20 protein-coding genes are annotated in these 22,826 nt (G+C 73.7%); 13 read left to right on the top strand and 7 right to left on the bottom strand.

All coding sequences use genetic code 11. The annotated features are described in order from the left end of the window. Positions 1-104 precede the first annotated feature (104 nt). From OG386_RS12380 to OG386_RS12370, 3 genes are all read left to right on the top strand, one after another. On the top strand, positions 105-668 hold the full coding sequence (locus OG386_RS12380) for a DUF1707 and FHA domain-containing protein (protein WP_327382644.1): 564 nt from the start codon (positions 105-107) through the stop codon (positions 666-668). A 56-nt stretch (positions 669-724) separates the two neighbouring features. Beyond that, positions 725-1,237 (top strand): GNAT family N-acetyltransferase, encoded by a 513-nt coding sequence (locus tag OG386_RS12375; RefSeq protein ID WP_328788210.1) that lies wholly within the window; start codon positions 725-727, stop codon positions 1,235-1,237. A gap of 103 nt (positions 1,238-1,340) precedes the next feature. Next, positions 1,341-2,186, top strand: a complete 846-nt coding sequence (locus OG386_RS12370; RefSeq protein WP_328788209.1) for a 2OG-Fe(II) oxygenase — start codon at positions 1,341-1,343, stop codon at positions 2,184-2,186. A gap of 48 nt (positions 2,187-2,234) precedes the next feature. Here the strand turns inward: OG386_RS12370 and OG386_RS12365 are convergent, their stop codons facing one another. Together OG386_RS12365 and lpdA are read right to left on the bottom strand one after the other, a co-directional pair. Continuing rightward, entirely contained in the window at positions 2,235-3,521 is a 1,287-nt protein-coding gene (locus OG386_RS12365) for a M14 family zinc carboxypeptidase (RefSeq protein WP_328788208.1), read from the bottom strand. Between the two features lie 132 nt (positions 3,522-3,653). Then, a complete protein-coding gene (gene lpdA / locus OG386_RS12360) occupies positions 3,654-5,066 on the bottom strand; it encodes a dihydrolipoyl dehydrogenase (RefSeq protein WP_328788207.1) in 1,413 nt (470 codons plus the stop codon). An 83-nt stretch (positions 5,067-5,149) separates the two neighbouring features. Between lpdA and OG386_RS12355 the strand changes: the two genes are divergently transcribed. Further along, positions 5,150-6,061 carry a LysR family transcriptional regulator gene (locus OG386_RS12355; protein ID WP_328788206.1) on the top strand — a complete coding sequence of 304 codons (912 nt, stop codon included), beginning with the start codon at positions 5,150-5,152 and terminating at the stop codon, positions 6,059-6,061. A 27-nt stretch (positions 6,062-6,088) separates the two neighbouring features. On the opposite strand, the gene treY is transcribed toward OG386_RS12355, so the two are convergent. After that, positions 6,089-8,359: a malto-oligosyltrehalose synthase gene (gene treY / locus OG386_RS12350; protein ID WP_328788205.1), complete on the bottom strand. Its 2,271-nt coding sequence runs from the start codon at positions 8,357-8,359 to the stop codon at positions 6,089-6,091. 82 nt (positions 8,360-8,441) lie between these two features. Between treY and OG386_RS12345 the strand changes: the two genes are divergently transcribed. Next, positions 8,442-9,758 carry an MFS transporter gene (locus OG386_RS12345; protein ID WP_328788204.1) on the top strand — a complete coding sequence of 439 codons (1,317 nt, stop codon included), beginning with the start codon at positions 8,442-8,444 and terminating at the stop codon, positions 9,756-9,758. Here OG386_RS12345 and glgX read toward each other — a convergent pair. Beyond that, the gene (gene glgX, locus OG386_RS12340) at positions 9,743-11,857 is read right to left on the bottom strand and encodes a glycogen debranching protein GlgX (protein ID WP_327382636.1); all 2,115 of its coding nucleotides are present in this window, start codon (positions 11,855-11,857) and stop codon (positions 9,743-9,745) included. The genes OG386_RS12345 and glgX overlap by 16 nt on opposite strands. 296 nt (positions 11,858-12,153) lie before the next feature. On the opposite strand from glgX, the gene OG386_RS12335 reads away from it, so the two are divergent. The 3 genes from OG386_RS12335 to OG386_RS12325 all read left to right on the top strand — a co-directional run bounded on the left by OG386_RS12335 (position 12,154) and on the right by OG386_RS12325 (position 14,368). Next, positions 12,154-13,431, top strand: a complete 1,278-nt coding sequence (locus OG386_RS12335) for an SAV2148 family HEPN domain-containing protein (protein ID WP_328788203.1) — start codon at positions 12,154-12,156, stop codon at positions 13,429-13,431. A 92-nt stretch (positions 13,432-13,523) separates the two neighbouring features. After that, the gene (locus OG386_RS12330; RefSeq protein ID WP_328788202.1) at positions 13,524-13,655 is read left to right on the top strand and encodes a hypothetical protein; all 132 of its coding nucleotides are present in this window, start codon (positions 13,524-13,526) and stop codon (positions 13,653-13,655) included. After that, complete coding sequence (locus OG386_RS12325) at positions 13,655-14,368, top strand: 3'-5' exonuclease (protein WP_328793228.1); 714 nt, start codon at positions 13,655-13,657, stop codon at positions 14,366-14,368. The genes OG386_RS12330 and OG386_RS12325 overlap by 1 nt, the downstream gene beginning before the upstream one ends. An 86-nt stretch (positions 14,369-14,454) precedes the next feature. On the opposite strand, the gene OG386_RS12320 is transcribed toward OG386_RS12325, so the two are convergent. Together OG386_RS12320 and OG386_RS12315 are read right to left on the bottom strand one after the other, a co-directional pair. Further along, positions 14,455-15,015 (bottom strand): S1 RNA-binding domain-containing protein, encoded by a 561-nt coding sequence (locus tag OG386_RS12320; RefSeq protein ID WP_328788201.1) that lies wholly within the window; start codon positions 15,013-15,015, stop codon positions 14,455-14,457. Positions 15,016-15,131: 116 nt separating this feature from the next. Next, the gene (locus tag OG386_RS12315) at positions 15,132-15,995 is read right to left on the bottom strand and encodes a phosphotransferase enzyme family protein (RefSeq protein ID WP_328788200.1); all 864 of its coding nucleotides are present in this window, start codon (positions 15,993-15,995) and stop codon (positions 15,132-15,134) included. A gap of 82 nt (positions 15,996-16,077) precedes the next feature. Between OG386_RS12315 and OG386_RS12310 the strand changes: the two genes are divergently transcribed. Genes OG386_RS12310 through OG386_RS12300 form a run of 3 tightly spaced genes read left to right on the top strand, consistent with a single transcriptional unit; the run spans position 16,078 to position 20,123 of the window. Further along, positions 16,078-18,261 (top strand): FUSC family protein, encoded by a 2,184-nt coding sequence (locus OG386_RS12310; RefSeq protein ID WP_328788199.1) that lies wholly within the window; start codon positions 16,078-16,080, stop codon positions 18,259-18,261. Between the two features lie 51 nt (positions 18,262-18,312). Continuing rightward, positions 18,313-19,539, top strand: coding sequence for a macrolide-inactivating glycosyltransferase (gene mgt / locus OG386_RS12305; RefSeq protein ID WP_328788198.1), 1,227 nt, complete (start codon positions 18,313-18,315; stop codon positions 19,537-19,539). Next, positions 19,536-20,123: a DUF1697 domain-containing protein gene (locus OG386_RS12300; RefSeq protein ID WP_328788197.1), complete on the top strand. Its 588-nt coding sequence runs from the start codon at positions 19,536-19,538 to the stop codon at positions 20,121-20,123. The genes mgt and OG386_RS12300 overlap by 4 nt, the downstream gene beginning before the upstream one ends. A gap of 8 nt (positions 20,124-20,131) precedes the next feature. Here OG386_RS12300 and OG386_RS12295 read toward each other — a convergent pair whose 3' ends face one another. After that, entirely contained in the window at positions 20,132-20,512 is a 381-nt protein-coding gene (locus OG386_RS12295; RefSeq protein ID WP_328788196.1) for a nuclear transport factor 2 family protein, read from the bottom strand. Positions 20,513-20,598: 86 nt separating this feature from the next. On the opposite strand from OG386_RS12295, the gene OG386_RS12290 reads away from it, so the two are divergent. Both OG386_RS12290 and OG386_RS12285 read left to right on the top strand, forming a co-directional pair. Further along, on the top strand, positions 20,599-21,600 hold the full coding sequence (locus tag OG386_RS12290) for a ketopantoate reductase family protein (RefSeq protein ID WP_328788195.1): 1,002 nt from the start codon (positions 20,599-20,601) through the stop codon (positions 21,598-21,600). A gap of 267 nt (positions 21,601-21,867) precedes the next feature. Further along, positions 21,868-22,821 (top strand): IS481 family transposase, encoded by a 954-nt coding sequence (locus tag OG386_RS12285; RefSeq protein WP_328788194.1) that lies wholly within the window; start codon positions 21,868-21,870, stop codon positions 22,819-22,821. Positions 22,822-22,826 lie beyond the last annotated feature (5 nt).

Below are 22,826 nucleotides of genomic sequence, written 5' to 3'. Positions count from 1 at the left end.
TCCCCTCGTCGGCGGCGGTGTCCAGCATGCGTATCGTGCCCATCATTCCGGGCGTGGCGGGGGAGTTCTGGACACTCCGGCCCCGACGGGCCGACAATCACCCTGTGACGTCCAGTTTCGAGATCCCCGCCTTCCCCGCGCCGCGGCTGTCCGACGCCGAGCGCGACCGGGCGCTGGGCCAGCTCAGGGAGGGCGCGGCCCTCGGCAAGCTGTCCCACGACACCTTCCTGCGCCGGATGGAACTCGCCCTGGTCGCCCGCCGCTCCGAGGACCTCGCCGTGCTCACGGCCGACCTCCATTCCCGGGAGGCGGCCGAAAGCCCCTGGACCCGTCGGCTGTTCGGTTGGGTCGGCCGGGTCTCTGCCGTGTCCGTCGGAGTCCGGCGCGCCTGGCACGCCGAGCGCCTGCCCAAGCTGCTGCTGCCGCATCCGAGCGCGATGGCCCTGCGGATCGGCCGCGACCCCGGCAACGGGCTGCGGCTCAGCCACGAGACGGTCTCCCGGGCGCACGCGGAGCTCACGCTGCAGGGCGGGGTGTGGGTGCTGAAGGACCTCGGCTCCACCAACGGGACCACGGTCAACGGGCACCGGGTGACCGGCTCCGCCGTGGTCCGCGACGGGGACCAGGTCAGCTTCGGGAACATGACCTTCCGGCTCTCGTCGAGCTGAGGGGGCCCCGGGCCCCGCCGGTCCGCCGCCGGGAGCCGGCGCGCAGGATGGCGGTCATGGAACGCACTCCCGTCATCCGCCGCGCACGCGTCGGGGACCTGCCCCGCCTGGTCGAACTCATCCACGAGCACGTGGCGTACGAGAAGTCGGCGCCGCGCCCGCCGGACCTCGCCGAGCGGCTCGGCCCACAGCTCTTCGCCGAGGACGCCCGGCTGTGGGTGCTCCTCGCCGAAGCCCCGGACGGCACGGTCGCCGGATACGCCGCCTGCTCCGCCGAGTTCTCCTTCTGGGACGCCCGGCACTACCTGCACATGGACTGCCTCTACCTGGCGGAGGAGGCCCGCGGCCACGGTCTCGGCGCCGCCCTGATGGACGGCGTGACGGGCCTGGCCCGCGAGCTCGGCCTCGACCAGGTCCAGTGGCAGACCCCGGACTGGAACGAGGGCGCGATCCGCTTCTACGACCGGCTCGGTGCCACCGGGCGGCCGAAGTACCGCTACTCCCTGGCGGTAGAGCCCTCCCGGGGCCGGGACGGGACACCCCCCGGGCCGGGTTCCGCTTCCCGCTGACCGCGCCGCGCCGGACGCCCCGACGCGGGCGTGCGCCGTGCACTCCTGTGCGCCCCCTCGTGCTCCTTCGGCGCGGGCGGCCGCCGTCGTACGGTTCCGGGCTATGAGCGGATACACGATGGAACCGGCCACGCCGATGGAAATCAGCCCGCGAGTCCTGCCGTCCTCCCACCAGTGGTCCCCCGCGTTCTCGGTACCGGCACCGGTCTGCCGTTTCGAGGACTTCCTGGGGGCGGAGCGCGCCGCAGCCCTGCTGGAGTACGCGATATCGCGGGGGGAGGACTTCACGGCGGGGACCGTCCTGGACCCCCTGACCGGACAGGTGTCCCGCAAGGGACGGGACTCGCTGGTCCTTCCCGTGACCAGCGAGGTGTTCAGCGCGCACCTGGCCGACTGTCTGCCGCTCGTCCAGGAGGTCCTCGGTCACCGGGCCCCGCTCGCACGGTCGTTGACCGTCCTGACGGCGCACGGCGAAGGCGGGCACTTCGGCATGCACACGGACGCCTCCCGCGTCCGGGACGTGGGGACGGCACTGTCCGCCGTGTACTACCTGCACCGCAGGCCGCGCGGCTTCGGCGGCGGCCAACTCCGCCTGTACGACACCGTGGTGGAGGACGGCAGGGCGCGGCCGGGGGAGTCCTACCGGACGATCGAGCCCGAGCACGACACCATCGTCTTCTTCCCCTCCGGCGCCTTCCACGAGGTCGTGCCGTCCACCTGCCCGAGCGGACGGTTCTCGGACCACCGGTTCACCCTCACGACCTGGATCTCCGGCGGGGAGCCGGCCGCGGGCCCGACCGCCCGCCGGCCGCACGTCTGGCAGTGGCTGGCGGACGCGGCCGAGGGCACCCGCCCCCTCCACGACGCCGAGGGGGACCACGACGGGGCCAGGCCGGTGGCGCTGCCGCCGCCCGGCCCCGACGTCCTCCTGGGGCCGTCCAGGCCCTGACCCCCAATCAGCCGCCCGCCCGTTCGGCCCGCCTGCCCGCCCGCATGCTCAGCCCGCCCGTTCGGCCCGGTCGGCCGCGACGAGGCGGTCGTAGGCGGCCAGGACGATCCGGGACTGGTGTTCCACCTGGGTGGCCACCGGGACCCAGCGGGCTCCGAAACGGGCCGCGAAGTCCTCGCACCACCAGGTGACCAGCCGGTCCAGCCCCGGCGCCGCCGGATGCCCCTGGGTGCGCAGCACCCGCAGCAGCATCGCGGCGGCGCGCAGCGACAGCCGTCGCCCGAAGGCGTCGATGCTGGCGATGTACGCCGCCGTGGCCTCCGCGGGGGCCACGGCCGTCCACTCCGCGGCGATCCGGGGGATCAGCGCGAGCGTCCAGTCCACCGCGCGCAGCAGGGTCGCCGCGGCCGGGTCCTCGTAGGTCTGCGGACCCGGCCGTACGTCGTCGCCGCCCCGGACCGCGGCGACGAGCGCGGCGTCCGAGGTGAGCCGGTCGGCCAGCATCCGCAGGGCGCCGCCCGGGTCCGGGTGCGGGGTCGGGTCGTCCACCAGGTCGGAGGCCCACATGGGGACTTCGACGATGGCGGTCGTGCCGGCGTAGCGGTGGGCGTGGTACCAGGTGCTCAGCCGGGTGTCCTCGGGGTGGAAGGCGCCGGCGGCTTCGCTGCCCGGCTGCGGGATCACGAAGATCCCGGGCCCGGGGGAGGGCCAGCCCGCCGCGTCCGAGGCGCCGTTCTCCACCGGGATGCGCAGCTCGGCGGCCGACGTGCCGAACGGTTCGGCGAGGCCGGGTACGTCCCGGGTGAGCTGCACCCAGGAGCCGCCGAGGTCGGTGGCGTGCAGGGAAGCCTGGAGGACGGGCCGCAGCTCGTCGATGAGCGCCATCAGGGCCAGGGTCTCGGGCGGCAGCCGGTCCGGGGGCAGTAAGGACGGTGCCCACTCGGGCTGTTCGGGGCCGGGCGGCCGGAAGAAGTTCCGGTGGTAGTCCAGCAGCGAGTACGGGTGGGGGGTGCGGTGCAGGTCCGCGCCGTCCGGGTCGGCACAGAGCAGGAAGTGCCAGCCGCAGCCGGCCCGCGGCGCCGGGTCGTCGAGGACGCGCCGGGCGAGCGAGAGGGCGGTGGCGCCGCCGACGGGCTCGTTGGCGTGCGCCCCGGCGACGACGAGGACGTTGCGGTCGGCCCCGCCCGGGGCGCCGTCCGTCGCGGCGACGGACAGCACCCACAGGGGCTGCCCGGCCCGGGAGGTGCCGGCCTGCCGCAGCCGTACCTCGCCGGGGTGTTCGTCCGCCAGAGCGCGGGCGGCGAGCCCGAGTTCCCGCGGTGTGGGGTAGCGCATGTCACGGTGGAGGGTCACAAGGGATGCCATGCCCGCGGGGCCCGCCGCCTACTGCTCCGCGGGCCCCGCAGTTCCCCGAATCCCGGGTGAAACCCCTGGCCAAGGCCCGGGGGCGCGGCACAGGGGTTCGGACTACTGCTGGTGCAGTCCGCGGCCCGCCAGGCTGAGGAAGGCCTCCCCGACCGCCTCCGACAGCGTCGGGTGGGCGTGGACGTGCCGCGCCACATCGCCCGGTTCCGCGTCCCAGCCCACGATGAGCTGGCCCTCCGCGATCATCTCCGACACGTGCGGTCCCACCAGGTGCACGCCGAGCACCCGCCCGTCCCGCTCCGCGACCACCTTCACCGTGCCGCCCTGCCCGTGCACCATGCCCTTGGCGACGGCGGTCAGCGACATCGTGTTCACCACCACGTCGTACGCCTCCTCGCGCGCCTGTGCCTCCGTCAGCCCGACGGCGGCGGTCTGCGGGGCCGAGTAGGTCACCCGCGGCACCGCCGCGTAGTCCACCGGTGCGCTCGCCACCCCGGCCAGGGTCTCCGCGACCAGCAGGCCCTCCGCGAAGGAGGCGTGCGCCAGTCCGAGCGAGGGCGGCGGCAGCAGGTCGCCCACCACGTGGATCCCCGGGACGGCGGTCTCCAGCCGGGACCAGTCGGCCGGGGCCACGAACCCCCGGTCGTCGGTGGCCAGTCCGGCCGCCGCGAGGTCCAGTCCGTCGGTCACCGGGACCCGCCCGACCGCCACCAGCAGGCGCTCCGCCCCGATCTCCCGCAGCTCTCCCCGCGCAGTGCGCACGCCGGCCCGGACCCCGCCGGAGGCGAGCCGCTCGGTCCCCTCCAGACGGGCCCCGGTCTGCACGTCGATCCCGCGCTTCTTCAGGCCCCGTGCCAGGTGCCGGGACACGTCCGCGTCCTCCAGCGGCACCAGCCGGTCCGCGGCCTCGACCAGGGTCACCTCGGCGCCCATGGAACGGTGGAAGGACGCGTACTCCACCCCGATCGCCCCGCCGCCCAGCACCAGCACCGAAGCCGGCAGGCCCGGGGCGAACAGCGCGTCGTCACTGGTCACCACCGTGTGGCCGTCGGGCTTCAGGCCGGGCAGGGTGCGCGGCCGGGACCCGGTGGCCAGCACGATCCCCCGGGCTGCGGTGAACTCCCGCCCGTCGTCGATCCGTACGGTACGCGGCCCCGTCAACCGGGCCCCGCTGCGCACCACCCGCACCCCCGCGTGCTCCAAGTGTCCTTCCACGACCTTGTGGTTGCGGGAGACGATGTCGTCACGGGTGGCGGTCAGGGCCGACCAGTCGACCGACTCCACGCTCGCCCGGACCCCCCAGCGCTCGCGCGCCTCGGCTATGCCGTCGACGAGTTCCGCCGCGTGCAGCATGGCCTTGCTGGGGATGCACCCCCGGTGCAGGCAGGTCCCGCCGACCTTGTCGCGTTCCGCGAGCAGGACGCTCAGGCCCAGGGCCGAGGCGCGCAGGGCGGTGCTGTAGCCGCCCGTACCGCCGCCGATCACGATCACATCCACTGCGCTGTCGTTGGTCATGTCCCGAGCCTCCACCGCCCGTTGGGTCAAGTCCAAGGAAATGATCTTCTGAAGGTCATGCAGGATCTTTATGCTTCGAGGTCATGAGCCTGCGCCAGATGGAGTACTTCCTGGCGGTCGTGGAGGAGTCCTCCTTCACCCGCGCCGCGGACGGTCTGCACGTCACGCAGCCCGCCCTGTCCCACCAGGTCAAGGCCCTGGAGCGGGCCGTGGGCGGCGCGCTGCTGGAGCGGATGCCCCGCGGGGTCCGGCTCACCCCCATGGGCCGCGCCTTCCTCCCGCACGCCCAGCTCGCCGTCCGCAGCGCCCGTCAGGCCGAGCGGGCCGCCCGCGCCGCCGCCGGGGTGGCCGGCGGCGAACTGCACATCGCCACCCTGCACGCGCTGGCCGTCGGCCTGCTCCCGGGCGTCGCCGCCCGCTGGCGGTCCCTGCACCCGGGGGTGTCCCTGGTGCTGCGGGAGTACGGCAGCACCGAGGCCCTGGAGGAGCAGTTGGAACGGGGCGTCGCCGACCTCGCGGTGGGCCCGGAGCCCGCGGGCTGGCCGGGACCGCTGCTGCGGATCGGCCGGGAGGAGCTGGTCGTCGTCGTCCCCTTCGACGATCCGCTGGCCGGCCGCTCGGCCGTGGGACTTGCCGAACTAGCCCACCGCGACTGGATCCGCTGCGCGATGGAACCGCTGGTCGACGGTGTCCTCGTCCTCGACCGGGCGTGCGGGGCGCTCGGTTTCACCCCGCACACGGTGCTGCGTACGGAACACACCTCGACGGCGGTACGGATGGCGGCCGCCGGGGTGGGCGTCGTCATGGCCCCGGCCCACATGGTCCGCGGCGCCGTCGGCGAGGACTGCGTCCTGCTCTCCCTCGACCCCCCGTGGCACCGGCCCCTGGCGGTCTTCTCCCGGGTCCCGCTGACCGGTGCCGCGGCCGCCTTCGCGGAGCTGTTCGGCGGCCGGGACGCACCGGATCCGGGCTGCCCCGCCGGTCCGCCGCACTGAGCGGCGGACGGCCCCGGCCCCGCCGGATCACCGGCGCAGCCAGACCCCCACCGGGTGGCCGTCCAGCAGGGCGGACACCTCGGCCGGACCGCTGTGCGACGCGGTGGAGTCCGCGCGCGGGGAGCAGGGGGCGAGGCGGGTCCAGGTGCCGGGGGGCAGGTGCAGGCGGGTGTCCCGCCAGCCGCCCGACGCGGCCAACCGGTGCGACAGCCGGGTGGCCGCCACCAGCAGCCCGGGGGCCCGGGTGAAGGCCAGCAGGTGGTCGGCTGCCGGGCCCCGCGCGAGGAGCGGCGCGTAGCCCCGGAAGAGCTCCGGCCGGTCCCGCCGCAGCCGCAGCAGCGTGGCCGTGAGCCCGAGCTTCTCCTCGGCGGGGTCCCCGGGGGCGGCCCCCGCGTCCAGGTGGGCCAGGGCCCGGCGGGGGAAGCGGGCCGGACGCCGGTTGTCGGGATCCACTAGGGCCCGGTACTCCGTCTCCGCACCCTGGTAGACCTCCGGGACCCCCGGCATCGCCAGGTGCAGCAGGGTCATGCCGAGGAGGTTCGCCCGGGCCGCCCCGGCCAGCTCCGCCGGGAGGTCGAGCGGCGCCCGGACGTACCCGGCCACGCCCGCCTCGTACTCCTCGTCCCGCTCGGTCCAGCTGGTGTGCAGGGCCGCCTCGCGGACCGCCTTGAGCAGGGCGTCGGCCAGCCGGGGCCCGGCCTCGGGGACCCGGCCGAGCCCGAGCGCGGTCTGCCGTGCCACCCAGGCCAGCTGGGGGTCGGGCCCCTCAGGGCGACCCATCAGCTCCGGCGCCTGGGACAGCGCCGCGATCCGGGCCCGGACGTCCGCGCTGCGCTTGGTGTCGTGCGTGGACAGGACCGTCCCGGCCGCGGGCCACTCCCGGGCCAGGTCGGCGCAGTACGCGTGGAACTCCGCCGCCGACACGGCCGGCCGCTCCGGCGCCCCGCCGACCTCGGTGGCCGACAGCAGCGGTGCGTACCGGTAGAAGGCCCGGTCCTCCAGGGACTTGGCGCGCAGGGCCGCCGAGGTCTGGGCGAAGCGGGCGGCGAAGGCCGGATCCCGCAGCAGCAGCTCCCGTACGGCGGCCACCGCGCCCGGACCGGCCGCCGCGGCCGCCTGCTCCAGCGCCTGCGGCGGCAGGTCCGGCTCGCCGGGATAGGGCCGGTAGACGGGGAAGGCGATCAGCAACTCCCGCACGGCTGGGGCGAGTTCCGGACCGGTCTGCCGTTCCAGCGCCCCCAGTTCGGCGGCCAGGTCGCCGGTCAGCACCTCCCGGGCGGACGCCCGGGCCGCCTCCGGCCAGCGGGGCAGCCCGGTGGTCTGCCGGTACCGGGCCGCCAGCTCCGCGGCGCCCTCGGGGTCGGTGAACACCCCGTCCACCCGGTGCAGGGCGTCGTAGCCGGTGGTCCCCGCCACCGGCCAGGCGGACGGCAGCCGCTCCTCGCGGGCCAGGATCTTCTCGACCACCACCCAGCAGCCGTCGCCCGCCGCCGCGCGCAGCCGCCGCAGGTACTCCTCCGGGTCCGCCAGGCCGTCCACGTGGTCGATCCGCAGCCCGTCCGCAACCCCGTCCCGGACCAGCTCCAGCACCTTCGCGTGGGTGGCCGTGAACACCTCCGGGTCCTCCACCCGGACCCCGATCAGATCTGAAATGGTGAAGAAGCGACGGTAGTTGAGCGAGGTGCGGGCTTCGCGCCACCAGGCCGGGCGGTACCACTGCGCGGCGAGCAGCTCGGGCAGCGCCAGCTGCGAGGTCCCCTCCCGCAGCGGGAACTGTTGCTCCCCGTAGTGCAGCACCTCGCCGTCGGGCCGCAGCTCGCAGGACTCCGCCGGACCGGCCAGGACCGGCAGCAGGAGCTGCCCGCCGCCCGCCTCCCAGTCGATGTCGAACCAGCGGGCGTACGGCGAGCCGGGGCCCTCCCGCAGCACCTCCCACAGGGGCCGGTTCAGCCGCAGCGGGGTCGGTACCGCCATGTGGTTGGGCACGATGTCGAGGACCAGCCCGAGCCCGTGCGCCCGGGCGGTCCCGGCCAGGGACCGCAGGCCGGGCTCGCCGCCGAGTTCGGCCCGCACGCGGGAGTGGTCGGTGACGTCGTAGCCGTGCGTCGAGCCGGGCACCGCCTCCAGGACCGGGGAGAGGTGCAGGTGCGACACGCCGAGCGAGGCGATGTGCGGTACGGCCGCCTCGGCCGCCGCGAAGGGGAACTCCGGGCGCAGCTGGAGGCGGTAGGTCGACGTCGGAGTGACGGGTGTCGGAACGTCGGATTCCGATTCGGGGGTCGCGTGCGGCTGGCTCATGAGAACGTACGTACCCAACCTGCCGGATTCCGTGCCATGACCCAATGCATCCGAGTGACTGCACCGGGTTAGTGTCGATCAAGTGGTTGGAACCGTCAGCACCTATCGAAGAGTCATCGCCCTGACCGGGCCCCTACTTCCGCTCGTCTCTTTCCTCGCCCGACTGCCCGTCGCGATGTCCCAGTTCGGCAGCTTCCTGCTGGTCGCCCAGACCAGCGGGTCCCTCGCCACCGCCGGCACCGTCGGCGGCGCCCTCTCCATCGGACAGGTCCTCTTCGGACCCGTCCTCGGCTGGCTCGCCGACCGCCACGGGCAGCGCCCGGTCGTCCTGGCCGTGGCCGCCGTCAACGCCGTGGCCACCGCCGCCCTCGTCGCCGGGGCGCTCACGCACCTGGCCACCGTCCCGCTCGCCGCGATCGGCGCCCTCACCGGCGCCTCCGTACCGCTGATCGGGCCGCTCGCCCGCACCCGCTCGGTGGCGCTGGCGCACCGGGCCGAGGCCGACGAGAGCGTCGTCGGCGCCGTCCACGCGCTCGAAGGCACCCTGGACGAGGTCTCCTTCGTCTTCGGGCCCGCCCTCGTCGGACTCGCCGCCCTCCTCGTGCACCCGGCCGTCGCCCTCGCCGGCGCGGCCGGCCTCGTCGCCGTCTTCGGCACCGTCTTCGCGCTCCACCCGACCGCCGCCGTCACCGGCGGGTACTCCCGGACCGAGTCCGGGGCAGGGGCGCCCGCGCGGGACCGGGGCCCGGGAAGCCGGGTCCGGCCGCCCGGCGTGGTCCACGCCGTCCGCGGCTCCCTCGCCCTCCAGGGCGCGATGTTCGGCGCCTGCCAGGCGGGCATCACCGCGCTCACCATCCGGCTCGGCGTCCCGGACCAGGCCGCCGTCGTCTACTCCGCCATGGGCGTCGTCAGTGCGGTCGTCGGCATCTCGCTCGGCGCGCTGCCCGCCCGCTTCGGGCTGCGGCTGCGCTGGCGGGTGGCGACCGGTGCGGCCCTGGTGCTCTCGGTGCCGCTGCTGTTCACCGACCGCCTGTGGCCGCTGTACGTCGTCGTCACCGTGCTGGGAGCCGCCTACGCACCCCACCTGATCACCGCGTTCGCACTCACCGAGCGGGCCGTGGAACCGGCCCGCCTCTCCACCTCGATGGCCTTCGCCGCCAGCTGCCTGGTGGCCGGGCAGGCCACGGCGCTCGTCGTCTGCGGGCGCCTCGCCGAGGCGCACGGCCCCGTCGGCGCCTTCGCCGTGGCCGTCGGGGCGGCCGCGCTCTGCCTGCTCCTCGCCCTCGTCACCAAGGTGCCCGCCGCCCGGACGCACACCGCCGAGGTGCGCGTCCCGGGCCCGCGGACCGGCTCCGCCCCGGCGACGGACGGGAGCGGCGCCGCCTACGCCGGGCGCTGAAGCACCACCAGGCACCGCCCCGTCAGCGCCACCCGGTCACCGGCCGCGTACTGCGGCCCGGTACCGGGTGGCAGTACGTCCGCCCGTGCCGTGTCCACCACCAGCCGCCACTGCGCGCCGTGCCCCGCCGGAACGGTGAAGTCCTGCGGCTCCGCACCCGCGTTGAACATCAGGAGGAACGAGTCGTCGGTGATCCGCTCCCCGCGGGTGCCCGGCTCGGAGATCGCCTCCCCGTTGAGGAAGACGGTCAGCGCCTTCGCGTGCTGCGCCTGCCAGTCCCGCGCCCGCATCTCTTCCCCGTGCGGGGTGAACCAGGCGATGTCGGACAGCTCGTCGTGCGTGCCCTCCACCGGCCGCCCGTGGAAGAACCGGCGCCGCCGGAAGACCGGGTGGTCCCGGCGCAGCCACACCATCCGCCGGGTGAACTCCAGCAGGGACGGCGCCGGTTTGCCCGGCTCCGGCCAGCGCACCCAACTCAACTCGTTGTCCTGGCAGTAGGCGTTGTTGTTCCCCTGCTGGGTGCGCCCGAACTCGTCGCCGTGGCTGAGCATCGGCACCCCCTGCGACAGCATCAGGGTGGCCGTGAAGTTGCGCATCTGGCGCTCGCGCAGCTCCAGGATCTCCGGATCCTCGGTGGGCCCCTCCACGCCGCAGTTCCACGAGCGGTTGTGGGTCTCGCCGTCCCGATTGCCCTCCCGGTTGGCCTCGTTGTGCTTCTCGTCGTACGAGACCAGGTCGTTCAGGGTGAAACCGTCGTGGCAGGTGGTGAAGTTGATCGACGCCAGCGGGCGCCGCCCGTCGTCCTGGTAGAGGTCCGAGGAGCCCGTCAGCCGCCCCGCGAACTCGGCGAGCGTGCGCGGCTGCCCGCGCCACAGGTCCCGTACGGTGTCCCGGTACTTGCCGTTCCACTCGGTCCACAGCGGCGGGAAGTTGCCCACCTGGTAGCCGCCCTCGCCCAGGTCCCAGGGCTCCGCGATCAGCTTCACCTGGCTGACCACCGGATCCTGCTGGACCAGGTCGAAGAACGAGGACAGCCGGTCCACCTCGTGGAACTGGCGGGCCAGCGTCGCCGCCAGGTCGAAGCGGAAGCCGTCCACGTGCATCTCGGTGACCCAGTACCGCAGCGAGTCCATGATCAGCTGGAGCACGTGCGGTGAGCGCATCAGCAGCGAGTTCCCGGTGCCGGTGGTGTCCATGTAATGGCGCGGATCGTCCGCCAGCCGGTAGTACGAGGCGTTGTCCAGCCCCCGGAACGACAGCGTCGGGCCCAGGTGGTTCCCCTCGGCGGTGTGGTTGTAGACCACGTCGAGGATCACCTCGATGCCCGCCTCGTGCAGGGCCCGGACCGCCGACTTGAACTCCAGCACCTGCTGGCCGCGGTCGCCCGAGGCGTAGCCGTTGTGCGGGGCGAAGAAACCGATGGTGTTGTAGCCCCAGTAGTTGCTCAGCCCGTCGTTGACGAGCCGGTGGTCGTTGACGAACTGGTGGACCGGCATCAGCTCCAGCGCCGTCACCCCGAGCTTGGCGAGGTGGCCGATGACCGCCGGGTGCGCCAGCGCCCCGTAGGTGCCGCGGAGCTCCTCGGGGAGGTCCGGGTGGTGCATGGTCAGACCCTTGACGTGGGCCTCGTACAGCACGGTGTGGTGGTACTCGTGGCGCGGCGGCCGGTCATTGGCCCAGTCGAAGTACGGGTTCACCACCACCGAGCTCATCGTGTGCGGGGCGGAGTCCAGGTCGTTGCGCGAGTCCGGCCGGCCGAAGTGGTAGCCGTACACCGCCTCGTTCCAGCTGACCCGGCCGCTGATGGCCCGTGCGTACGGGTCCAGCAGCAGCTTCGCCGCGTTGCAGCGCCGGCCGCGCTCGGGCTCGTACGGGCCGTGCACCCGGAATCCGTAGCGCTGGCCCGGCATGACGCCGGGCAGGTACGCGTGGCGGACGAAGGCGTCCGTCTCGCGCAGCTCCACGGCCGATTCCGACCCGTCGTCGTGCAGGAGACACAGCTCGATGCGTCGGGCGGCCTCCGAGTAGACCGCGAAGTTGGTGCCGGCGCCGTCGTACGTGGCACCCAGCGGATACGCCTGTCCCGGCCAGACCTGCATAGATAACGACTCTTCCCTCGTTGCCCGAAGATGTCCCGGCTGTCCCGGCTGTCCCGGCGTGGACCCAGGTCCCTGCCAGATCTTCCCCGAAAGAGGGGCCGCAAGCGCGGACTTGGGAGGGGTCCTACCGGGTGACCCGCAGAGCTGATATGCGGGTCAGAGGACTGTGTGCGCATCGGATAATGGGTCAACGGACTGCCCCTGTACGGGCCGTCGGGCTGCACCGGGCCGTGCGCGCGGAGTACCCTTCCGTGATCACTGGAGACGGGCGTCCAGACGCAGAAGGCGGTGCACGGGTGAGCTCGGGAGGTCTGGAGCTGCCCCCTGGTGACAGCAGTCACGAGGGTGGCCCGGCGGACGCCCCAGGGGGTGTCCCCGGCGGGACACCCGCGGGGATCCCGGCCGGGGCGGTCTCCCTGGCGGGCGGACCGGCGGCGGCCGGGAGCGCGGGGACCGGCGTGGAGCTGGACTGGGGTGCGGAGGCCTGGAGCGAGGTCCGGACCCGGGCGCAGCGGGCCGGCCGCGCCTACATCTGGCTGAACCTCATCGAACAGCGGCTGCGCGCGGTGGTCGGGGCGGTGCTCCGGCCGATCTACGAACCGGTGCACGGCACGGACGACTGGGTCGTCGCGGCCGCCGGGCCCGCCGGGCAGGAGTGGGTGCAGCGGGCCGTGGCCGTGCACGAGGTCAGCCGGCGCAAGGGCTACCTGCTGGACTCGGCCGACGACAACGTGCTGAGCTTCCTGACCCTGCCCCAGCTGCGGGAGCTGATGGTCCAACACTGGCCGTGCTTCGAGCCGTACTTCGACGACCGGCGCGAGATAGAGCTGGCCCTGGACGAGCTGGAGGTCACCCGCAACGTCGTCTCCCGCAACCGGGCGCTGTCCCGGCCCGTGCTGGAGCAGGCCGAGCGGGCCTCGGCGCGCCTGTTGGAGGTGCTGGGCGGGGTCTCCGGCAGCCCCTCCGCGGAGCGGCTGCCGATCGACGCCGTCGAGGACCTGGTGGGCGACCGGTACGCGGACGTCATCTCGGTCCACCCCGACCGGGTGCGGCTCCAGCGCCAGCTCCCGGCCGAGGACCTCTTCGGGGGCGCGCGACGGCTCGACGCCATCGGCATAGGGCTCAACCTGCTGGTCCAGAACTTCTCGGGCCGAAGACTCGTCCGGCTCACGGAGGCCGGGTGCCGGGTGCGGCTGCTGTTCCTGAACCCGGCGAGCAGCGCCGTGAAGCGGCGCGAGCGGGAACTGGGGCTGCGCAAGGGGGAGCTGAGCCGCTCGGTGGAGATGAACATCCTGCACGTCCGCCGGGTCCGGGCGGGTCTTCGGGACCCTTCCCGCTTCGAGATCCACGTCTTCGACGAGACCCCGCGGTTCACCGCCTACCTGGTGGAGGGGCAGTCCTCGGGCATCGCGGTGGTCCAGTCCTACCTGCGGCGGGCGCGCGGTATGGAGTCGCCCGTCCTGGTGCTGCGGGGCGGCGGGCGCGGGGTTCCGAAGGACGCGGAGCACGGACTGTTCACGACGTACCGCGAGGAGTTCGAGTCGATGTGGGAGGACTCCCGGCCGGTGTCCTGACACGAGGCCCGGCGGCCCCGGCGGCCTGGCTGTCAGTGCCCCGTGGCAGGCTGAAACCCGTTGACCGAAGACGTACGGGGGAGGGGCACGGGGTGGAGGACTGGCACGGCACGGGGGACCGGCACGGCGGTGTGCTGATCGGATTCGAGCCGGAGACGACCGGCACGGAGCCGGGAGGATCGCGGATCGTGACGGCGGCCCACGCCGGAACGAGGGCCGCGTGATGAGCTGGATCAGTGGGCCACTGGTGGCCTTCGACCTGGAGACCACGGGCACCGACGTCGAGACCGACCGCATCGTCACGGCGGCGGTCGTGCGCCTGGATTCGGCCGGGGCGGTCTCGGCCGAGCGGACCTGGTTGCTGAATCCCGGGGTGGCGATACCCGAGCAGGCGTCGGCGATCCATGGCATCTCGACGGCGCATGCTCGCGAGCACGGGGTACCGGCTGCTTCAGCCATCGAGGAGATCGCGCGGGCCGTCGCTGAGGGCCTGCGTTCGGGGACGCCTCTGGTGGTGATGAACGCACGCTACGACCTTTCACTGCTGGACCGCGAGTGTCGGCGCCACGAGGTCGAGTCGATCAGCGAGCGGCTGGGCGGTGTGCCTTCGCCCGTCATCGATCCGCTGGTGATCGACAAGCACGTCGACAAGTACCGGAAGGGCAAGCGGGCCCTCCACGCACTGTGCGCTCACTACGGGGTGGCGCTCGATGACGCGCACGACGCGAGGGCCGATGCCGTGGCCGCCGCACGCGTGGTGCGACGCATGGGTGAGAAGCACCGGCCCGTCGGCCTGATGCCACTGGCGGATCTGCATGACCTTCAGGTGCGCGCGGCGGCTGAACAGTCGGTCTCTTTGCAGGCCTATCTGCGGCGTACCGCGGATCCGACGGCAGTCGTCGAGCCGGCCTGGCCGCTCATTCCGCGGAGGCGATGACCGTACTGGTCAGCCCGCTCCGGGCGCGAGTGCCTGCAGGGGGGAGAGGGCGATCCGGCGCTGTGGAAGCTCGACCTCCGTGATCTTCACGGTGAGGGCGTCTCCGACCCGGCAATGCCCTTCAGCGACAGCGACACGCGCTCCCTCACGAGGTCGACGTCGAGGATCTCGGCCGAGATCTCCTGGCCGACGCTGACGACGTCGGAGGGCTGATCGACACGGCGCCAGGACAGCTCGGGAACGTTGATCATCGCGGTGAAGCCGCCGATGTCCACGAAGGTCACACCGAAGCTGGCGATCTCCGTGACCGTGCCCGTGCAGATCTGCCCACGGCGGAGAGTCTTCAGAAAGGCCCAGTTCCGGTCGCTCTGCGTCGGCTCGGTCCTCCACCGCGCGCGCAGGACGCCGTCGCTGTCGGGCAGGACCGCGGTGAACAGCGGGTGGCGTTCGTCGAGGGTCAAGGACAGCGCCGTAGCGGCACGGGCGCCTGCCACGTGGGCGGCCAGTTCCCCGTACTCGGACCCGTCGGCCGTCGTGCTGGAGATCTCCCCGTTCTCGTCCTCCCATACGAACTCCACCGGACCCTCCTCGGGAAGCGAGGCAAGGACCGCGTCGACATCGGTGGACAGCTCCGGCCAGACGGTCAACCGGGCATTCGATCTCGTGATCGGGAGCGCGTAGGAGGTGCCCCGCCGATCAGGCCGGGCTAGGGGTGTCGTGCCGATCGGCCCGGGCTCGCGGCGCCCGACCGACAAGACGGCCCCTAGAAGGAACGCCACTGCGATTCCCGGTCGCCGTCCCTGAGGGAGACCACGCGGCGGCGGAACTCGGCCCGGGCCCTCGGGTTGGTCGGGGCGTGCTGGGCGACCCAGGCGCAGCTGGCGGTTTCACGGGCGCCGCGCAGGACCGCGCAGCCCTCCCAGTCGCGGACGTCCCAGCCGTACGCCGTCACGAAGGCCTCGTACTCCTCGGCGGGCAGGTCGTACCGGTCGCGGGAGAGCGCCATCACCACCAGGTCGTGCTCGCGCAGATCGGCCGACACGGTCTCCAGATCGACCAGGGCCGGGCCGTCGGGGCCCACGTGGACGTTGCGGGGCAGGGCGTCGCCGTGGACCGGGCCCGGGGGCAGCCGCGGCGTCAGGGCCGCAAGCTCACCGGCGTAGGCGTCCCGGCGGGCCCGCAGATAGGCCGCGTCGGCCGGGTCGACGGCGCCCCCCGCCAGCCGCAGCCAGCGCTCGACCCCGTCCAGCAGGTTCCGCGCGGGCAGGGCGAACGGCGGCTCGGGCAGGGCGTGCACCAGGCGCAACAGCGCCGCCAGGTCCCCGGGCCCCGCGGGCCGCACCGCGTCCGGGAGCCGGTGCCACAGGGTCAGCGGGTGCCCGTCCACCAGCCGCGGCTTCGGCTCGGCCGCGCGGACCGCCGGGATCCCGGACGCGGCGAACCAGCCGGACACCGCGAGTTCCCGCTCGGCCCGCTCCAGCAGCGCAGCCTCCCGGCCCACCTTCACCACCAGGTCGCCGACGGCGAAGACCGCGTTCTCGCCGAGCGCGAGGAGGACGGCCTCCCCGGGCGCGCCCCCGGTCAGGCCCGCTGCCACCAGTACGTTCCTCGCCCCTGCCTCGTCCATACCGTCGCTCCCGCCCCTCGATGGATCCGCTCCCGTCCGCCAGTATGTGGTGGCTTCCGCCAGGTGGCCCGATCCTGGAGTCATGTGCGCCGAACACGACGGACGCGCCGACCGGGGCCCCTCGGTCGTGACGCGGCGCGCCCTGCGCACCACCCTCTCCGCGTGCGCCTCGTTCTTCGTCTGCCTGTACGCACTGGACCGGCCGGTGGCCGCCACGTACGCGCTGTTCGCCGCGGTGTCGATGGCGGCGCTCTCCCACATCCCCGGCACCGGACGCCAGCGGGCGGCCGTCATGGTCAGGGCGACGCCCACGGCCTGGGTGCTGCTGACGCTCGGCACCTTCCTCGCGATCCGGACCTGGAGCGCCGTCGTCGGGATGCTCCTGATCGGCTTCTTCCTGGCCTTCGTGGCGGCGGCCGGGCCCCGCGCGGCGGGCGCCGCGCCCGGATTGCAGTTGCTCTACATCCTGCCGTGCTTCCCGCCCTACGCCCCCGGCACCCTGGGCGAACGGCTCCTGGGGGCCACCTTCGGTCTCCTGCTGCTGGTCCTCGCCGAGGTCTTCGTGCTGCCCGAGGAGCCCGGGCCCACCTACCGCCGGCTGGCCGTCGGTGTGTGCGACACCGCCGCCCGCTGCGTCGCCGAGCTGGGCCGCGCCCCGTACGCGCTGTCCGCCGCCTCGGCGGAGGCGGCCCGGGCGGCCGGCGAGTCGTTGCGGCCCTTCCGGACCGACGAGGCGGACCGCCCCGCCGGGCCGGGCCTGCGGGACCGCGCCCTGTCCCACGCGGGCCTGGCCGCCCGCACGCTCCTCGCCCGCCTCGTGAACCTTCCCCCGCCACCGCCGCCCCCGGTGCCGATGGCGCAGGAGCCCGAGATACTGCCCGCGGTCGGCCGGGCCGTCAGCGAGAGCGGCGCCCTGCTGGACGGCCGCGCCGATGCGACCGAAGCGGCCGACGCCCTGCGGCGCCTCCGGGAGCAGGCCGCCGCGTCGGCCGCGCGGGAGGCACCCGCGACCGCCGCGCGGGGGCGGCGCCGGGCGGCGCTGCTGGAGGTGATGGACGCGGCCGTGGCCCTGGCGACGGCGACCGAGCTGGCGGTGCGGGGCCGGCGCGCGCGGGTGCCCGAGGACGTCGATTCGGGCCGGTTCTGGTACGCGGGCCAGCGCGCGCCGCGCCTGTGGTGGCACCGGCTGGCGGGACACGCCGGGCCGCGCTCGGTGTACTTCCAGAACGCCGTCCGGATCAGCCTCGCGCTGGCGGCCGCCCGCACGATCGCGGGCGTGGACTCGCTGCCCCACGGCTTCTGGGCGATGCTCGCCGTCCTGAGCCTGACCCGGACCACCGCCGCCCAGACGCGGGCGACCGTACGCGTGGCGATCACCGGCACCATGCTCGGCGCCCTGGTCACCGGGCTGCTGCTGGCCCTGATCGGCAGCCACACCACCGTCTACGCCATCGCGCTGCCGTTCGTGATGTTCACCGCGTTCCGGGTGGGGCCGGTCCGGGGCGTGGGCTGGGCCCAGGGCCTGTTCACCCTCACGGTGGCCTTCGTCTTCGCCCAGCTGGCGCCCGTGACCTGGCAGCTGGCCGAGGTCAGGATCCTGGACGTGATCATCGGCAGCCTGATCGGTGTGGTGTTCGGGGTGCTCGCCTGGCCGCGGGGGGCGCAGCGGGAGCTGCACCGGGCGGTCGCCCTGCTGCTGGCGACGGAGGCCGAGACGGTCGAGCGCACCACGGCGGCCGTGGTGGAGGGCGGGCCCGGACACGTTCCCGACGACCGGCCGCTCCAGCACGCGCTGACGATGGCGGAGTCCGCGTTCGCACAGCACCAGAACGAGCCCCGGACGTCCGAGAACCCCAGGACGGACTGGCACGCGGCCATGATGTCGGGCCACCACGTGCTGTGGGGCTCGCGCCGGCTGTTCGTCCGCGGAGGTCCGGCGGTGGGACCGGCGAACAGCGTCCGGTTGGACGGCCGGGCGGCCGGGGTGGCCACGCGGATGCGGGAGGCGGCCGAGCGGGTGGGGGCGGCTCCGGCGGAGGCCGCGAATCCGCTGGGCGAGCCACCGTCCGGCCGGTCCGCTGCGGACGAGCCGCCGGGGGTTTCCTCACCGCGCTTCTTCGCCGCGCTGGCTTGGCTGGACTCGCTGAACGTCGACGTCGACCGCATGACGGGATCGGACCACCCGTCCGGCCCCACGGGGCCGAACGGGGCGTCGAGTGCGGCCGGGTCGGCCGGTGGTGGGGCCGCGGGTGGCGGGCCGTCATGAGCCGAGGGAAACAGATTGCACGAGACGTATCGTCTCGCCTAGGGTGGGGTCATGACCACAGCGAAGCCCGCCCACATCGCCATGTTCTCCATCGCCGCCCACGGGCACGTGAACCCGAGCATCGAGGTGATCCGCGAACTCGTGGCGCGGGGCCACCGCGTCAGCTACGCCGTCCCCGCCTCCTTCGCCGAGAAGGTCGCGGAGACCGGCGCCACGCCCGTCGTCTACACCTCCACCCTCCCGACCGACGACGAGCCGGAGGCCTGGGGCACCGAGCTCATCGACCACCTGGAGCTGTTCCTGAAGGACGCCGTCCAGGCGCTCCCGCAGCTCGCCGCCGCCTTCGAGGGCGACGAGCCGGACCTCGTGCTCCACGACATCACCTCCTACCCGGCGCCCGTGCTCGCCCACCGCTGGGGCGTCCCCGCCGTCTCTCTCTCCCCGAACCTGGTCGCTTGGGACGGATACGAGCAGGAGGTGGCCGAGCCGATGTTCGCCGAGCTGAAGGCGTCCGAGCGCGGCCGGGCGTACTACGCGGCGTTCGCGGCCTGGCTCACCGAGAACGGCCTCGGCGACGACGTCGACCGCTTCCAGGGCCGCCCGCGCCGCAGCATCGTCCTCATCCCCCGGGCGCTCCAACCGCACGCCGACCGCGTCGACGGGTCCGCGTACACCTTCGTCGGCGCCTGCCAGGGCGACCGCAGCGCCACCCAGGGCTCCTGGCAGCGGCCCCCGGCCGCCGAGGGCAAGAAGATCGTGCTGGTCTCGCTCGGCTCCGCCTTCACCAAGCAGCCGGCCTTCTACCGCGCCTGCATCGAGGCCTTCGCGGACCTGCCCGACTGGTACCTCGTCCTCCAGATCGGCGCGTTCACCGACGAGGCCGACCTGGGCCCGGTCCCCGCAAGTGTCGAGGTCCACCGCTGGGTGCCCCAGCTGGACATCCTGCACCGGGCCGACGCCTTCATCACCCACGCGGGGGCCGGCGGCAGTCAGGAGGGGCTCGCCACCGCCACCCCGATGGTCGCCGTCCCGCAGGCCGTCGACCAGTTCGCCAACGCCGACATGCTGGTCTCCCTCGGCGTGGCCCGCCACGTCCCGATGGCGGACGCCGACGCCGCGACCCTGCGCGAGGCGGTCCTGCACCTGGTCGCCGACCCCGAGGTCGCCGCCCGCGCGGAGGCCGTCCGCGCACAGATGGCGACCGAAGGCGGCACACGACGGGCGGCCGACCTCATCGAGGCCGAATTGTCGGAGGCGGGTTCTAAGGTGCGCCCATGACGAAGAAGGCGACGACGAAGACGGCCACGACGACGGCCACGAAGAAGTACGCGGTCCTGCTGCGCGGGATCAACGTCGGCGGGAACAAGAAGGTCCCGATGGCGGAGTTGCGCGCGCTGCTGGAGGGGCTCGGCCACGGCGACGTGGCGACGTACCTGCAGAGCGGCAACGCCGTCTTCAGCAGCGCGCAACAGGACCCGACGGCCCTCGCCCGGGAGGTGGAGGCGGCCATCGAGGCCCACTTCGGCTTCCGCGTGGCGTGCCTGGTGCTGGACGGCGCGTACCTGCGCGCCGTCGCCGAGGCCTGTCCGTTCCCGGCCGCGGAGCTGGAGGGCAAGCAGCTGCACGTCACCTTCTGTTCCGAACAGCCCGGCCCGGAGCGGTTCGCCGCGCTCGACGGGGCGGCGTACCTCCCCGAGGAGTACCGGATCGGCGAGCGCGTCCTCTACCTCTACGCTCCCGACGGCCTGGGGCGCTCCAAGCTCGCCGAGGCCCTCGCCAAGCCCGCCGTCGTCAAGGGCATCGACGTGACCACCCGCAACTGGAACACCGTCGCCAAGCTCGTGGAGCTGACCGGCCCCTGACCCCGTGCCTACCCGCCCGGCACCGGCGTGGCCTGGTGGTAGTACATCCGCCATCCGGTCCCGTCGTCCGCCTTCCGCCAGATCGAACTCCTGCGCGCCCGGCGCCCGTCGATCACGGTCTCGTACGTGAGGTGCACCACCCCCGGCGCCAGTTCGACCCCCGTCATGCCGGCGGGCTCGTACTGCGGGCCGTCCTCGGCGCCGCCCTCCAGGTCCGGCAGCGCCGCGAGCATCGCCTCCCGGTCCCACCTGCGGCCCGAGGCGCCCACCTCGACGAACTCCGGATCGAGGAGCCGGTCCGTCAGGACCCTCGACGTCCGCACGCCCGGGCCCATCAACTCCATCTCGCGCGTGACCGCCTCGGCCACGCCCTCTGCGTCGGTACTCATGGGGAACATCCTGGCCCGAGCCGGCGGGGCGTCGACGACCGGCCCCAGGGGCGACGGAGCCGGCGGGGTGTGCCAGGCTCATCGGCATGCGTTACATCATCATCGGCGCGGGCGCGGTCGGCGCCACCATCGGCGGACGGCTCGCGGAGGCGGGCGGCGAGGTCGTACTCGTCGCCCGCGGCGCACACGCGCAGGCCCTGCGGGCCGAGGGGCTGCGGCTCACGACGGCCGACGGGACCCGGGTGCACCGACTGCCCGTGGTCACCGGACCGGACGAACTGGGTGAACTGCGCCCCGACGACGTGCTGTTGCTGTCCGTGAAGACCCAGGACGCCGTCGCCGCGCTCGATGCGTGGGGCGACGCGGAGGTCGCGGGCGGTGGTACGGCCGCGCAGCGGCTCCCGGTGCTGTGCGCGCAGAACGGAGTGGAGAGCGAGCGGCTGGCGCTACGGCGCTTCGCGCGCGTGTACGGGGTGTGCGTATGGCTGCCCGCCACCTTCCTGGAACCGGGCGTGGTCTCGGCGCTGTGCGCGCCGCTGACCGGAGTCCTGCACGTGGGCCGGGCGGCGGGCGGCACCGACACCGTGTCCCGGGCCGTCACCGCGGACCTCGGCAAGGCCGGCTTCGGGGCGCCGCAGACCGAGGACGTGATGCGGTGGAAGTACGCGAAGCTGCTCGGGAACCTGGGCAATGCGATCCAGGCGACGACCGGACCGGAACCCGACCCGGCGAAGGCGGCGCTGCTCCTGAGGGCCGTCCGCGAGGGCAAGGCCGCCTTCGTCGCGGCGGGCATCGCCTACGCCTCGGACGCCGAGCAGGCGCTGGCGCGCGAGGGCAAGGTGGACCAGCCGGCAGGGGTGCGGGGCGGCTCGTCGTGGCAGAGCCTGGCGCGGGGTACGGGATCGGTGGAGGCGGACTACCTCAACGGGGAGATCTCCCTGTTGGGCCGGCTGCACGGGGTGCCGACCCCGGTCAACGACGTCCTGCGGCACGCGGCGAACATCTTCGCCCGGGAGGGCCTGCCGCCGGGCGCGATGTCCGTGGAGGACCTGACCGCACTCGCGGACGAGGCGGCGGCCCGGGCCTAGGCCCTGTCGTCAAAGTCCCGTCGGGCCCGCGACGCCCGGCACCACACCTCGCTGCGTTGTCGGGGCGCCCGAGTACGTCCAGTACACGGGCGCCCCCCCGCCTTGCGATGCACGGCACCGGACGCCGCGGGCTCGGCCGACGCCACTTTGACGACAGGACCTAGGTGTATTGATCACGAGCGTTGTTGACACTCGGCAGGTCTTGAACATGGCGAAGACCTCCGGTGTGGTGGGAGCTGTCTAGGAACTCACCGTACGGAGGTCTTCGTGTCCCACCGTAATGCCCGGCTGACCGTCTTCGGTAGGCGCCTGCTGGTCGAACGAGTCGTATCGGGCCGCCCGGTCGCCCACGTGGCCGCCGAGATGGGCATCTCGCGGGCCACCGCCCACAAATGGATGCGCCGGTGGCGGACGGAAGGCGAGGCCGGACTGCACGACCGATCCAGCCGGCCACGCACGACACCGCACCGGACTTCGGCCGCCATCGAGGCGAGGGTCTGTGACCTGCGCCGGACCCGCAAACTGGGGCCCGCCCGCATCGGCCCGGTCCTGGGACTGCCCGCCTCGACCGTCCACCGCATTCTGACCCGGCATGGTCTGCACCGCCTGGCCTGGATCGACCGCCCGACCGGCACCCCGATCCGCCGCTACGAACGCGAGCGACCCGGCGAACTCATCCACGTCGACGTGAAGAAGCTCGGCCGGATCCCCGACGGCGGCGGCCACCGTGTCCTGGGCCGCGACGCGGGCCGACCCATCCGCGGCATGGGCTTCGACTACGTCCACTCCGCGGTCGACGACCACTCCCGCCTGGCCTACAGCGAGATCCACCCGGACGAGAAAGTCGCGACGTGCGCAGGCTTCCTCACACGCGCCGCCGCGTTCTTCCACACCCAGGGCATCACCCGCATCGAACGCGTTCTCACCGACAACGCGTGGGCCTACCGCAAAGGCCTGGCCTGGAAGGCCGTCCTGGCCGACCTCGGCGCTGCCGGAAGGCTCACCCGTGCCTACCGGCCTCAGACCAACGGCAAGGTCGAACGTTTCAACCGCACCCTCCTCGACGAGTGGGCCTACCTACGGCCCTACACCTCGAACGACGAGCGGACCGCGGCCCTGGCAGACTTCCTCCACACCTACAACCATCACCGCTGCCACACCGCACTCGACGGCAAGCCACCCATCAGCCGCGTGAACAACCCTGCGGGTCAATACACCTAGGCCAT

It is taken from the genome of Streptomyces sp. NBC_00273 (genome assembly GCF_036178145.1).
In the GTDB taxonomy this organism is placed as follows: Bacteria; Actinomycetota; Actinomycetes; order Streptomycetales; family Streptomycetaceae; genus Streptomyces.
This window is presented reverse-complemented; position numbering and strand designations above follow the sequence as displayed.

What these genes read in the sequence shown, in the direction of transcription:
- treY (WP_328788205.1), bottom strand. Translation starts at nt 8,359, where the DNA reads ATGAGCCAGCCGCACGCGACCCCCGAATCGGAATCCGACGTTCCGACA.
- OG386_RS12325 (WP_328793228.1), top strand. Translation starts at nt 13,655, where the DNA reads ATGAGCTGGATCAGTGGGCCACTGGTGGCCTTCGACCTGGAGACCACG.
- OG386_RS12355 (WP_328788206.1), top strand. Translation starts at nt 5,150, where the DNA reads ATGAGCCTGCGCCAGATGGAGTACTTCCTGGCGGTCGTGGAGGAGTCC.
- OG386_RS12295 (WP_328788196.1), bottom strand. Translation starts at nt 20,512, where the DNA reads ATGAGTACCGACGCAGAGGGCGTGGCCGAGGCGGTCACGCGCGAGATG.
- OG386_RS12310 (WP_328788199.1), top strand. Translation starts at nt 16,078, where the DNA reads ATGTGCGCCGAACACGACGGACGCGCCGACCGGGGCCCCTCGGTCGTG.
- lpdA (WP_328788207.1), bottom strand. Translation starts at nt 5,066, where the DNA reads ATGACCAACGACAGCGCAGTGGATGTGATCGTGATCGGCGGCGGTACG.
- mgt (WP_328788198.1), top strand. Translation starts at nt 18,313, where the DNA reads ATGACCACAGCGAAGCCCGCCCACATCGCCATGTTCTCCATCGCCGCC.
- OG386_RS12365 (WP_328788208.1), bottom strand. Translation starts at nt 3,521, where the DNA reads ATGCGCTACCCCACACCGCGGGAACTCGGGCTCGCCGCCCGCGCTCTG.
- OG386_RS12290 (WP_328788195.1), top strand. Translation starts at nt 20,599, where the DNA reads ATGCGTTACATCATCATCGGCGCGGGCGCGGTCGGCGCCACCATCGGC.
- OG386_RS12370 (WP_328788209.1), top strand. Translation starts at nt 1,341, where the DNA reads ATGAGCGGATACACGATGGAACCGGCCACGCCGATGGAAATCAGCCCG.
- OG386_RS12300 (WP_328788197.1), top strand. Translation starts at nt 19,536, where the DNA reads ATGACGAAGAAGGCGACGACGAAGACGGCCACGACGACGGCCACGAAG.
- glgX (WP_327382636.1), bottom strand. Translation starts at nt 11,857, where the DNA reads ATGCAGGTCTGGCCGGGACAGGCGTATCCGCTGGGTGCCACGTACGAC.
- OG386_RS12315 (WP_328788200.1), bottom strand. Translation starts at nt 15,995, where the DNA reads ATGGACGAGGCAGGGGCGAGGAACGTACTGGTGGCAGCGGGCCTGACC.
- OG386_RS12375 (WP_328788210.1), top strand. Translation starts at nt 725, where the DNA reads ATGGAACGCACTCCCGTCATCCGCCGCGCACGCGTCGGGGACCTGCCC.